Raw genomic sequence first — 12,056 nt, 5'->3', positions numbered from 1 at the left:
GGAGTGCGTGGAGACCATGACGGGAATCGAACCCGTGTAAACCGCTTTGCAGGCGGTTCCCTCAGCCACTCGGGCACATGGTCAGGGGTGGGGCGGGTGAGCACGCGCGGGCGTCAACGAGCCCGCGGGACAGGGAGGTTGCGAATCAGGCGCAACAGCGGCCGCGACGACAGGAACGCGTGCGACCCGGACAGGGGGCACAGGTGCGGGGCGCTGCGAGGGCCACCGTCTTCCTGTTCATCGCCATCTCCTGTCGTCCAGCGGGTTCGCACCGGCTCGTTCCTTCGCTCCGGTGAATTCACTATAGCGGGCGGAAGCGGGGCGGAGTCAATATCCGTTCATGAATTCCGTGTGTCGCCGCCGTGCTACCGTCGATGGTGAGGCGGCCGTTCGCGGCGCGTCCCGGACGAGGTGCGTCGTACCCGGCACGACAAGACGGCGCGGTAGGTGGTTCGACTACTGCGGAGGAGTCTGTCGTCATGGCCTGGGTCGTTCTGATCGTCGCCGGAGTGCTGGAGACCGTGTGGGCGGTGGCACTGGAGGCGTCCAAGGGGTTCTCCCGGCTGGTGCCGGGCACGGTGTTCGTGGTGGCGCTGGCGCTGTCGATGGGCGGGTTGGCGTACGCGATGCGGAGCATCCCGCTGGGGACGGGGTACGCGGTCTGGGTGGGCATCGGCGCGCTGGGCACCGCGGTGTACGGGATGGTGGCGCTGGGGGACGCGGTGAGCGCGGCCCGGATCACCTGCCTGGTGCTGATCCTGTCCGGCGTGGTCGGGCTCAAGGCGCTGCACTGACGGACCGGTACTGACAGGCCGGTACTGACAGGCCGGCGCCGACAGACCGGTACTGACAGGCCGGCGGGGTGGTCCTAGGCCGTCGGACGGAGGCCCCGTTCCGCCCGCAGGTCAGGATCGAAACGCGGCCACGGCACTTACCATGTCGAGGTGACCAGCACCTCCCCGGCCGAGACGGCAGCACCCGCGCACCCCCTCCACCCCGACGACGACGGCACCGGCGGGGTGCTCAGCGGCCCCTGGCGGGCGCTGACCCTCGGCATCGTGTCGGTGGTGCTGCTGCTGGCCTTCGAGGCCACGGCGGTCAACACCGCGATGCCGACCGCCGCCCAGCAGCTCGACGGCATCGGCCTGTACGCCTTCGCGTTCTCCGCGTACTTCACCACCACGCTGCTGGCCCTGGTGGTCTCCGGGCAGTGGTGCGACCGCGGCGGCCCGATCGCCCCGCTGTTCAGCGGCATCGCGGTGTTCGCCGCCGGGCTGGTCACGGCCGGCACGGCGGTGAACATGTGGATGTTCGTCGCCGGCCGGGCGGTCCAGGGCCTGGGCGGCGGGCTGGTGATCGTCGCGCTGTACGTGGTGGTCGGCCGGGCGTTCCCGGAGCGGCTGCGGCCGGCCGTGTTCGCGGCCTTCTCGGCGGCCTGGGTGCTGCCCTCGATCCTGGGCCCGGTGATCTCCGGCGCGGTCACCCAGCACCTCGGCTGGCGCTGGGTGTTCCTCGCCGTGCCGGTGCTGGTGCTGCCGCCGCTCGCCGTGATGGGCCCGGCGCTGCGCCGCTCGGAGCGGTCCCGGCCGCCGCGCCGGGTCGCCCCGTACGACTGGCGGCGGACCGGGGACGCGGCGATGGTCGCGCTCGGCGCGGCGCTGCTGCAGTACGCGGGCCAGCGGCTGGACGGGTGGGCCGTGCTGCCGGCCGCGGCCGGGGTCGCGCTGATGGGCCCGGCGGTGCTGCGGCTGCTGCCGCGCGGCACGCTGCTGGCGGCGCGCGGGCTGCCGACGGTGATCCTGCTGCGCGGGGTCGCGGCGGGCGCGTTCTTCGCCTCCGAGCTGTTCATCCCGCTGATGATGCAGACCCAGCGCGGGCTGTCGGTGACGCTGGCGGGTCTGACGCTGGCGCCCGGCGGGCTGTCCTGGGCGTTCGGCTCCTGGCTGCAGGGCCGGCCGGGCGCGGACCGGCACCGGGCGGCGCTGATCCGGATCGGCTTCGTGTCGACGGCGGTGGCGATCGGCGGGGCGGCGCTGGTGCTGTTCCCGGCGGTGCCGGTCTGGGTGACGGCCGCGTTCTGGGCGGTCGGCGGCGCCGGGATGGGCCTGGCGATCGCCAGCATCAGCGTGCTGATGATGAAGCTGTCCAGGCCGGAGGAGACCGGCGGCAACTCGGCCGCCCTGCAACTCAGCGACGCACTGGGCAACGTCCTGCTGACCGGCCTGGCCGGGGTGCTCTTCGCGGCCCTGGGCGGCGGCGCGGTCGGCGCGGCGGCCCACGGCGGGGCGTCGCTGCCGGCGGGGGCGTTCGCCGCGGTGTTCCTGACCATGCCGCTGGTGGCCCTGGCCGGCGCGGCGCTCTCGGGGCGGGCGACGGCGGCCGGGAAGTCCTGACGGGGAGCCGAGGGGGTGACGGAGGGGGTCGGCCGGGCAGCGCTCCGGCCGGGCCCCGGTCGAGGAGCACCGGGGTCCGGCCGGAGGGGAACGCGGGGCCGGGGGCCTACTTGCCGCCCGTCACCGCCGGGACGGACGGGGACGCCGCGCCGCCCGCCGGGCCGCCGGACCCGGAGCCGCCGAGGTAGGCGTTCCAGCCGCCGGCCGGGGCCTGCCCGGGGGCGAGGGCCTGGAGCTTCTTGAGCACCGCCGGGTCCTGGACCTCCAGCCATTCGACGAGCTGCCGGAAGGAGACCATCCGGACCTCCGGCTTGTCGGCGATCTGCTTGAGCGTCTCCTCGACGGCGTTCATGTAGATGCCGCCGTTCCACTGCTCGAAGTGGTTGCCGATGATGAACGGCGCCCGGTTGCCGTTGTAGGCGCGGTCGAAGCCGGCCAGGTACGAGTCGCGGGCCTGGTTCTGCCAGGACGCCTGCTTGCCGGGGTCGCCCTTGGTGTTGTCGCCGGACTGGTTGTACATGATGTTGTAGTCCATCGAGAGCACCTGGAAGCTGTGCCCGGGGAACGGGATGGACTGCAGCGGCATGTCCCACAGCGCGCCGCCGGCGAACTTCTGCGGCCACATCTGGAGGCCGCCGGGGCCGGAGCTGTCGTACTTCCAGCCGCGCTTGACGGCGGTGGGGAGCAGGCCGCGCTGGCCCTCCAGACAGGGGGTGCGGCCGCCGATCAGCTCCTTGCGGTAGTCGAAGGGCAGCGCGGGCAGGTCGGTGTTGCCGGTGTTGGTGCGCCAGTTCATGACGAAGTCCATGGCCTGCTGGATCTCGCTGTCCCAGTCCTCGGGGGACCACTTCCCGCCGCCGTTGGCGCCGCAGAAGTGGCCGTTGAAGTGGGTGCCGATCTCGTGGCCCTCCAGCCAGGCCGCGCTGACCTGCTCGATGGTGGCGCGGATGTGCTGGTCGCTGAGGTAGCCGATGTCGGAGGCGCCGATCGAGTGCTGCGGGGGGTGGTAGAGCGTCTTCTTCGACTCGGGCAGGGTGTAGATGCCGCTGAGGAAGAAGGTCATGGTGGCGTCGTGTTCCTTGGCGAGCTTCCGGAACCGGCTGAACAGCTGGTTGTCGAGCTCGCCGGCGCCGTCCCAGGAGAAGACCACGAACTGCGGGGGCCGCTGGCCGGGCTCCAGCGGGACGGCCTGGGGCTGGTTGGGCTGCGGTCCGGTGTCGGAGGTGGAGCCGTCGCCGATCAGGGTGGCGGGGGGCTTGGGGACGGCACTGGGGCTGCCGTTCGCGGCGAGGCCGTCGGCCTGCGCCGGCGGGGCGGCGCCCCCGTTCCCGGAGGAGCTCGCGCAGCCGGCGGCGAGGGTGGCGGCGGTCGCCGCACCGGCGGCCAGCAGCGTCCTGCGGGAGAGGGCGTCCATGTCTCACATCCGTTCACCAGGGAGTAAGGGGAGGCACCGACCGGAGTAACGGATCATCAGATGAAATGACGAGATGCGTCGTCCGGGGGAGTCGGGCTCAGCATGGCACGCGTCCGGACATCGCGCCGGTAAGCACGCCCCGGGTACGGATGACCGGGGGACGCCACGCCGGGGCGCTCACCTGTTCGGAGCACCGGACCGGGGCCTCGGCGCCGCCGGAGAGTTGACTGGACGTCAGGAGCGGCCGAGGGCGGCACCGCCCGCCCGCAGACACGGAGGTCCCACCCGCCGATGTGGCAGTCGCTGATCGACGCCTACCGCGACCGGATCGTCGACACCGGACGGGAGCCGCTGTTCCTGCTGCTGCTCGGCCTGGTGCTGTCGTTCCTGTTCATCCGGCTCAGCACCCGGCTGATCCGGGCCCGGGTCCGCTGGTGGCCGGGCAACGTCGCCCCGGGCGGGCTGCACATCCACCACGTGGTGTTCGGCCAGACCCTGCTGCTGGTGTGCGGGGTGGCCGCGTTCGCGGTGCGCGGGGACGGCGGCGCCTGGTGGAACCTGCTCGGCTTCGGGTTCGGCGTCGGCGCGGGCCTGGTGCTGGACGAGTTCGCGCTGGTCCTGCACCTCAAGGACGTCTACTGGTCCACCCAGGGCCGCACCTCGGTGGACGCCGTGGTGCTGGCCGTCGTGACGATCGGGCTGCTGCTGCTCGGCGAACTCCCGCTCGGCGGCTTCGCCCGGCACCCCGACGGGCCGACCCTGGCCGGGGCGTCCGTGCTGCTCGCGCTGGTCGTGGTCACCCTGCTCAAGGGCAAGACCTGGACCGGGCTGCTGGGCATCATGCTCTGGCCGCTGGCCCTGGTCGGCGCCGTCCGGCTGGCCCGCCCCGCCAGCCCGTGGGCCCGCTGGCGCTACCGCTCCCGCCCCCGCCGACTGGCCCGCGCCGAGCGCCGCGAGGACCGGATCCACCGTCGCCTGGTCGCCGCCAAGACCGCCGCGTACGACCTGGTGGCCGGCACCCCCGACGCCGACCCGGAGAGCCCGGAGAACCCGGAGAGCCCGGAGGCCCGGGCCGTCCCGGCGGCCCCGACCGCTCCGGAGCCGGTCGGGCGGCAGGCCGGGCGGCCGGCCGAGCCGCCCGTCGGGCGCCCGCCCGCGCCCTGGCGGCTGCGCTGCGCCGCGGCGGCCCGCTGGTACCTGCGGATCGCCACCCTGCTGAACCTGCTCGGCGCGGTGGTCGCCCCGTTCCGGGCCCAGGTCGAGCGGGCCGACCGGGGCGAGTACTTCACCCCCGTGCTGGTCACCTCCGGCTTCACCACCGCGCTGCTGGCTGGGCTGCTCGCGGTCATGCTGCGCCGCCGCAAGCGGGCCGCCTGGATCGCCGCGCTGGCGCTCAGCGCCGGGCACGCCGCCGTCTACGCGGTGGCGCTGGCCTTCCCCGAGTACCGCGCCCACCCGTTCAACCAGGTCTCCACCGGGCTCACCGTGGCGCTGCTGCTGGCCCTGCTGGCGGCCCGGCCGGTGTTCCGGGTGCGCGGCGGGCGGGGCAACCTGTCGCTGGCCGCCGCCGTGCTGCTGCTCGGCGGGGCGCTGCTGACCGGCCTGGGCGCGGTCGCCGTCCGGCTGGCGCACACCGGCGCGGTGCCCGGCTGGGGCGCGGCGGCCCGGTACGCGGTGCTGCGGCTGGTCACCGTCTCCGGCGTGGTCGAGGTCACCGACGTGGACGTGCCGGGCTGGCTCGACCTCGGCCTCAACCTGCTGGCCACCGCCCTGCTGCTGCTCACCCTGCGGATCCTGCTGCGCTCCCCGCGCGGCACCGAGGGGCGGCGCCCGGAGGACGAACGGGCGCTGCGCGACCTGCTGGAGCGGCACGGCGGGCGCGACTCGCTCGGCTACTTCGCGCTGCGCCGCGACAAGGCGGTGTGCTTCTCGCCCAGCGGCAAGGCCGCCGTCGCCTACCGGGTGGTCAACGGGGTGGCGCTGGCCTCCGGCGACCCGGTCGGCGACCCGGAGGCCTGGCCGCAGGCGATCGAGGAGTGGCTGCGCCGGGCCCGCGCGCACGCCTGGATCCCCGCCGTCACCGGCGCCGACGAGCGCGCCGGCACGGTGTACGTCCGGACGGCCGGGCTGCGCGCGCTGCACCTGGGCGACGAGGCGGTGGTCGCCGCGGCCGGCTTCACCCTGGACGGCCGGGAGATGCGCGGCCTGCGGCAGACCTGCCGCCGACTGGCCCGGGCCGGGTACACCGTGGTGGTCCGCCGGCACCGGGACGTCCCGCCCGAGGAGTTCGCCGGTCTGGTCCGGCTCGCCGACGCCTGGCGGCACGGCCGCACCGAACGCGGCTTCTCGATGGCGCTGGGCCGGCTCGGCGACCCCGCGGACGGCGACTGCCTGCTCGCCGAGTGCCGCGACGAGGCCGGGCGGACGGCCGCGCTGCTGTCGTTCGTCCCCTGGGGCGCGGACGGGCTCTCGCTTGACCTGATGCGCCGCGACCGGGAGTCCGACAACGGCCTGGTCGAGTACACCGTCGCCGAACTGCTGCGCCGCGCGGGGGAGTTCGGGGTGGCCAGGGTGTCGCTGAACTTCGCCATGTTCCGCGAGGCGTTCGAGCCGCGGATGGGCGCCGGGCCGGTGCTGCGGCTGTGGCGCGGGGTGCTGCGCTTCCTGTCCCGCTGGTGGCAGCTGGAGTCGCTGTACCGGGCGAACGCGCGCTACCGGCCGGCCTGGGAGCCGCGCTACGTGCTGTACGAGAAGCCCTCCGAGCTGCCCGCGATCGGCCTGGCCAACGCGCTGGCGGAGGGCTTCCTGACCAGGCCCCGGCTGCGGCGGGGCGACCGCACCCGCTGACGGCGGGTCACCCGGACAGAACCCACCGGGTGCCCGAACCCGGGCCGCCGGGTGAACTGGGCGGGTCGGGGCCGGAGTCGCTGGCGGACGGAGGGCGTGCGGTGGGCGAGCGGACGTGGACGGGCGCGGTGGCCGCCTCGGGGGCCGTCCTGGCGGGCGCGTGGCTGCTGAACGGCGGCCTGACCGGCACCCTGCCGCCGGCCCCGGTCGCCGCGCAGGCGTACGACGGCACCCCGGTCGGCCCGGCCGTCCCCGCGCTGCCGCCCTCGCCGCCGGTACGGGTCCGGATCCCGGTGCTCGGGGTGGACGCGCCGGTGGCCCGGCTCGGGCTGGACGGCGAGGGCCGGCTGCAACCGCCGCCGGAGGAGGACCGCAACCTGGCCGGCTGGTACCGGGACGGCGCCGCGCCCGGGTCGAGCGGGACGGCGGTGCTGGCCGGGCACGTCGACAACGCGCACGGCCCGGCGGTGTTCTACCGGCTGGGCTCGCTGCACAAGGGCGACCAGCTGGAGGTGGCCCGGGCGGACGGGGCCGGCGCCTGGTTCCAGGTCGACGGGGTGGAGGTCTACCCGAAGAGCGACTTCCCCGACCGCAAGGTGTACGCGGCCACCCCGGACGCCCAGCTGCGGCTGATCACCTGCGGCGGGGGCTTCACCCGGGCGGGCGGCTACGACGGGAACGTGGTGGTGTACGCGCACCTGGTCCGCACCCGGCGGGCCTGAGCGCGGGCCCGGCCGGGGCCGTCCCGGCCGGTCAGGCCAGCAGCTCGGCGAGCGCCCGGTCGCAGTCCAGGTGGCTCAGCTCCTGGCCCTCGGGCACCGCGAGGTAGCTGTGCCACAGGAAGCGGCGCAGCTCGACGCGGTCGAACTGGAGCAGCGCGACGCCCTCGGGGGAGCGCAGCTCGACCACGGTGCGGGCGCCGAGCGCGGGGCGGATGTGGACGTCGCCCTCGCCGCTGGGCAGGTCGATCCCGGAGGCGAGCAGCTGGCGGGCGAACACCCACTCGACCCCCTCGGCGGGCCCGGCCGCCGTGGGCGGCCCGACCGGCAGCGCGGGCAGGTCCAGCGGGGTGCCGTCCGGGTCGGCCGGGTCCAGGGCGTACTCGGTGGGGAAGACCATCCGGACCGCCAGCGGGTCCTCGGCCCGGTAGCGCAGGGTGACCCGCAGCAGCGCGGAGCGGTGGGTGCTGACGATCAGCCGGGCGTGCGTGGTCTGCTCGACCGGTGCGGGCGCTGCGGACACGGCGGTTCCTCCCGAGGGTGCGTGCTGGTGCGGGTGCGACCGGTGCCGCCCCCTGGTGGTGAAGAGTCAGGAAGGGCGGCGGGGATTACACCGGTTTCCCACTTCCCCGAAGTGATCTGCGTCACACCACGGCGGACCAATCCGGGCATTCCGGGTCAACGGCGCGGCCACCCCATGGGCAGGGGCGGGCCGCCCGGGCAGGATCGCGGGAGCCGCGCGGGCCCCCACGAACCCCCGTCCGGCGACCTCAGGGGAGGGCCGTGACCATCGAGGAACGCGCACGGACGGCCGAGCGTGCCCCGCTCGCCGCGTACACCGAGCTGTACCGGCGCCACCACCCCGGCCTGCTGCGGTACGCCGGCGGCCTGACCGGGGGCGACCGCTGGCGGGCCGAGGACCTGGTGGCCGAGGCGCACCTGCGGGTGTGGCGGCGGATCGCCGCCGGGCACCGGATCGAGGACCCGCGGGCCTACCTGGCCGCCACCGTCCGGCACCTGGCGGCCGCGCCGGTGCGCGAGCGGGCCGTCGGCGTGCTGCCCGAACCGGCCGGCGCGGCGTCCGCCGACCCGGCGCCCCGGGTGGCCGAGACCGACCGGATGCGCGGACTGCTCGCCCAACTGCCCGAACGCTGGGCCCGCGCGCTGTGGCTCGCCGAGGTCGAGGGACTGCCGCCCGGCGAGGTCGGCGCCCGGCTCGGGGTGGGCCGCGGCGCCGCCGCCGTCCTGCTGCACCGCGCCCGCGAGGGGCTGCGGCTCGCCTACCTGCGGGCCTACCCCGGCGACCCGCGCGACCCCGGCTGCGCCGGGCACTGGGCGGCGCTGGCCGGCCAGGCCCGCGGCCGGGCCGGGCGGAGGGTCCAGCGGCACCTGGCGGGCTGCGCCGACTGCCGGGGCCGGCTGGCGCTGCTGCGCCGGGTCAACCTGCGGCTGGCCGCGCTGGCGGGCAGCGCGGTGGCGCTGCTGGCCGGGCTGCTGCTCGCCCCGTTCGACGGCGCGGAGCGGCGGGCGGAGGCGGTGGCCGCGGCGGCGGCCTGCGAGGTGCGCCAGCGGGTCGCCGGCGAGAAGGACGACCGGTTCACTGTCCGGGCCGTGCCGCGCGACGCCTCCGGCCGGCCGGCCCCCGGCTGGGCGCCGGACCGGCCGCCGCCCGCCGACGGGCGGCCGTGAGGGGCGCGCGGGGGCGGGGGAGGCGACCGCCCCGGGCGGGCGGCCCGGCCCGGTGAAGGTCCGGTGACAAGCCGACGATCATCCTGGGACGCGCGCCACAGGGGCGTGCCGCGGCGGCCGTCCGGGTGTCGGGAGGGGCTAGGCTGGGCAGGTTCCACGACCGCCCGCCGCCCGCGGGGGAAGGGCCGCACATGGGCCCTGACCTGCGACGACCCCGTTCGGAGACCGTGACTACCGCCGCCTCCTCCGCGATGTCCCCGCTGTTCTCGCACGCCGACAGCGCCCACCCCCGCCCGAGCGGCACCGCCGCCGCCGCGCACCTCTCCCCGGCCTTCCCGGGCCGCGCCCCCTGGGGCACCGCCGGCCGCCTGCGGGCCTGGCAGCAGGGCGCGCTGGACTCGTACATCGAGAAGCAGCCCCGGGACTTCCTGGCGGTCGCCACCCCGGGCGCCGGCAAGACCACCTTCGCCCTGACCCTGGCGTCCTACCTGCTGCACAACCACCTGGTGCAGCAGGTCACCGTGGTCGCGCCCACCGAGCACCTGAAGAAGCAGTGGGCCGAGGCCGCCGCCCGGATAGGGATCCGGCTCGACCCGGCGTACTCCTCGGGCCCGCTGTCCAAGGACTACCAGGGCATCGTGATCACGTACGCGGGCGTCGGCGTGAACCCGATGCTGCACCGCAACCGGACCGAGGCCCGCAAGACGCTGGTGATCATGGACGAGATCCACCACGCCGGCGACTCCAAGTCCTGGGGCGAGGCCTGCTTCGAGGCGTTCGAACCGGCCACCCGGCGGCTCGCCCTCACCGGCACCCCGTTCCGCTCCGACACCAACCCGATCCCGTTCGTCCAGTACGAGGCCGGCAGCGACGGCCTGCGCAAGTCGGTCGCCGACTACACCTACGGCTACGGGCACGCGCTGGCCGACCACGTGGTCCGGCCGGTGATCTTCCTCAGCTACTCCGGCAACATGCGCTGGCGCACCAAGGCCGGCGACGAGCTGGAGGCCCGGCTCGGCGAGCCGATGACCAAGGACCTGATCGCCCAGGCCTGGCGCACCGCGCTCTCCCCGCAGGGCGAGTGGATCCCGGCCGTGCTCCAGGCCGCCGACCGGCGGCTGACCGAGGTCCGCAAGGGCATCCCGGACGCCGGCGGCCTGGTGATCGCCACCGACCAGACGGTGGCCCGCGCGTACGCCAAGCTGCTGCGCGAGATCACCGGCGAGAAGGTCACCCTGGTGCTCTCCGACGAGGCCGAGGCGTCCCAGCGGATCTCCGACTACGCCGAGGGCACCTCGCGCTGGATGGTCGCGGTCCGGATGGTCTCCGAGGGCGTCGACGTGCCCCGGCTCTGCGTCGGCGTGTACGCCACCTCGATCTCCACCCCGCTGTTCTTCGCCCAGGCCGTCGGCCGCTTCGTGCGCGCCCGCAAGCGCGGCGAGACCGCCTCGGTCTTCCTGCCGACCATCCCGATGCTGCTCGGCTTCGCCAACGAGATGGAGCTCCAGCGCGACCACGTCCTGGACCGCCCGAAGAAGGAGGGCGAGGGCCTGTTCGACGAGGAGGACCGGCTGCTCGCCGAGGCCGAGAAGGCCAACGACGGGGCGGACACCGGGACGGAGGAGTTCTCCTACGAGGCGCTGGGCAGCGACGCGGTCTTCGACCGGGTGCTGTACAACGCCATGGAGTTCGGCATGCAGGCGCACCCCGGCAGCGAGGAGGAGGAGGACTACCTCGGCATCCCGGGCCTGCTCGAACCCGACCAGGTGCAGATGCTGCTGCAGAAGCGCCAGCACCGGCAGATCCAGCGCTCCAAGACCAAGCCCGCCGAGGAGGCCGACCTGCTGGAACTCCCCGCCGACGAACGGCCCGTGGTCACCCACCAGGAGCTGCGCGAACTGCGCAAGGAGCTGAACGCGCTGGTCGCCGCCTGGCACCACCGCACCGACCAGCCGCACGGCACCATCCACAACGAGCTGCGCCGCCAGTGCGGCGGCCCGCTCACCGCGCAGGCCACCGCCAACCAGCTCAAGGCGCGGATCGGCCGGATCCGGGAGTGGGCCAACCAGGCTTGACGGGGCGTCAGCCACACCTTCAACACTTGGCAAAGAAAGTGTGGAGACATGTGATCACATGATCCGCTAATCTTCCACATGCCGGTGCTGGGGGGACGCCATGCATGGGGACGCCCCGGCATGCGGTCACACCTGCCGACGCCGCCGCCCACGCGGCGGGCCGGCCCGCGCATTCCCCTGAGGAGCACCACCGTGGCGAACCCCGCCCAGAACCCCCCGCTGTCCGACAAGTCGAAGCTCGTCGCCGGCCTGCTGCAGATCTTCCTCGGCAGCTTCGGCATCGGCCGCTTCTACACCGGCCACGTCGGCATCGGCGTCGCCCAGCTGCTCACCTGCGGCGGCCTCGGCTTCTGGGCGCTGATCGACGGCATCATCTTCCTGGTCAGCGACACCCGCACCGACGCGCAGGGCCGCCTGCTGCGCCCCTGACGTGCCCACCGAACCGGCCGGCCGGCCCCCCCACCCCGCGGACGACCGCGACGGGGGCGCCGGCCGGCGGCCGTTCACCGGCCCGCGCCGCCTCGCGGCCCTGCTGCGCCACCCCGCGGCCGCCCCGCTCGGCCTGCTCGCCGCCGGCTCGGCCGGCGCGGCGTACCTCTCCTCGCGCGACCCGCACCGGCCGGGCCAGCTGCTGCCGTTCTGCCCCTGGCGCCGCCTGACCGGCCTCCAGTGCCCCGGCTGCGGCGGCACCCGGATGGCGTACGACCTGCTGCACGGCGACCTCGCCGCCGCCTGGCACGACAACGCCGCGCTGCTGCTGACCCTGCCGTTCGTCGCCGCCTGGTTCGCGGTGCGGCTGCGGCACGGGCTGGCCGGGCGCCACTGGCGGCTGCGGACGGGACCGCGCGCGGTGGCCGCGCTGCTCGCGGTCGCCGCGCTCTGGACGGTCGGCCGCAACCTGCTCTGAGCGCTCCGGGCC

At 75.2% G+C, this 12,056-nt stretch carries 10 protein-coding genes, 1 tRNA gene and 1 riboswitch; of the genes, 8 read left to right on the top strand and 3 right to left on the bottom strand.

Translation table 11 applies throughout. The annotated features are described in order from the left end of the window. Positions 1-8 precede the first annotated feature (8 nt). A tRNA-Cys gene (locus ACIP60_RS05275) sits at positions 9-83 on the bottom strand. A gap of 294 nt (positions 84-377) precedes the next feature. Beyond that, positions 378-445, top strand: a riboswitch (guanidine-III (ykkC-III) riboswitch). Between the two features lie 34 nt (positions 446-479). Between ACIP60_RS05275 and ACIP60_RS05270 the strand changes: the two genes are divergently transcribed. Both ACIP60_RS05270 and ACIP60_RS05265 read left to right on the top strand, forming a co-directional pair. Next, positions 480-794 (top strand): DMT family transporter, encoded by a 315-nt coding sequence (locus ACIP60_RS05270; RefSeq protein ID WP_400680241.1) that lies wholly within the window; start codon positions 480-482, stop codon positions 792-794. Between the two features lie 150 nt (positions 795-944). After that, on the top strand, positions 945-2,393 hold the full coding sequence (locus ACIP60_RS05265) for an MFS transporter (protein ID WP_400680240.1): 1,449 nt from the start codon (positions 945-947) through the stop codon (positions 2,391-2,393). 106 nt (positions 2,394-2,499) lie between these two features. Here the strand turns inward: ACIP60_RS05265 and ACIP60_RS05260 are convergent, their stop codons facing one another. Beyond that, positions 2,500-3,807: a hypothetical protein gene (locus tag ACIP60_RS05260; RefSeq protein ID WP_400680238.1), complete on the bottom strand. Its 1,308-nt coding sequence runs from the start codon at positions 3,805-3,807 to the stop codon at positions 2,500-2,502. Positions 3,808-4,098: 291 nt separating this feature from the next. Between ACIP60_RS05260 and ACIP60_RS05255 the strand changes: the two genes are divergently transcribed. Beyond that, positions 4,099-6,654, top strand: a complete 2,556-nt coding sequence (locus ACIP60_RS05255) for a phosphatidylglycerol lysyltransferase domain-containing protein (RefSeq protein WP_400680236.1) — start codon at positions 4,099-4,101, stop codon at positions 6,652-6,654. Positions 6,655-6,755: 101 nt separating this feature from the next. Then, a complete protein-coding gene (locus ACIP60_RS05250; protein ID WP_400680233.1) occupies positions 6,756-7,376 on the top strand; it encodes a class F sortase in 621 nt (206 codons plus the stop codon). Positions 7,377-7,407: 31 nt separating this feature from the next. On the opposite strand, the gene ACIP60_RS05245 is transcribed toward ACIP60_RS05250, so the two are convergent. Then, positions 7,408-7,896, bottom strand: a complete 489-nt coding sequence (locus ACIP60_RS05245) for an SsgA family sporulation/cell division regulator (RefSeq protein ID WP_400680231.1) — start codon at positions 7,894-7,896, stop codon at positions 7,408-7,410. Positions 7,897-8,156: 260 nt separating this feature from the next. On the opposite strand from ACIP60_RS05245, the gene ACIP60_RS05240 reads away from it, so the two are divergent. The 4 genes from ACIP60_RS05240 (at position 8,157) to ACIP60_RS05225 (ending at position 12,044) form a co-directional block, all read left to right on the top strand. Continuing rightward, positions 8,157-9,062 carry an RNA polymerase sigma factor gene (locus tag ACIP60_RS05240; protein ID WP_400680228.1) on the top strand — a complete coding sequence of 302 codons (906 nt, stop codon included), beginning with the start codon at positions 8,157-8,159 and terminating at the stop codon, positions 9,060-9,062. Between the two features lie 251 nt (positions 9,063-9,313). Beyond that, positions 9,314-11,137, top strand: coding sequence for a DEAD/DEAH box helicase (locus ACIP60_RS05235; RefSeq protein WP_400681525.1), 1,824 nt, complete (start codon positions 9,314-9,316; stop codon positions 11,135-11,137). 192 nt (positions 11,138-11,329) lie between these two features. Beyond that, a complete protein-coding gene (locus ACIP60_RS05230; RefSeq protein ID WP_400680225.1) occupies positions 11,330-11,566 on the top strand; it encodes a TM2 domain-containing protein in 237 nt (78 codons plus the stop codon). Between the two features lie 100 nt (positions 11,567-11,666). Next, the gene (locus ACIP60_RS05225; RefSeq protein ID WP_400681523.1) at positions 11,667-12,044 is read left to right on the top strand and encodes a DUF2752 domain-containing protein; all 378 of its coding nucleotides are present in this window, start codon (positions 11,667-11,669) and stop codon (positions 12,042-12,044) included. The last annotated feature ends 12 nt before the right edge of the window (positions 12,045-12,056 follow it).

The sequence above is a fragment of the Kitasatospora sp. NPDC088783 genome (genome assembly GCF_044750705.1).
Classification (GTDB): Bacteria; Actinomycetota; Actinomycetes; order Streptomycetales; family Streptomycetaceae; genus Kitasatospora; species Kitasatospora fiedleri.
This window is presented reverse-complemented; position numbering and strand designations above follow the sequence as displayed.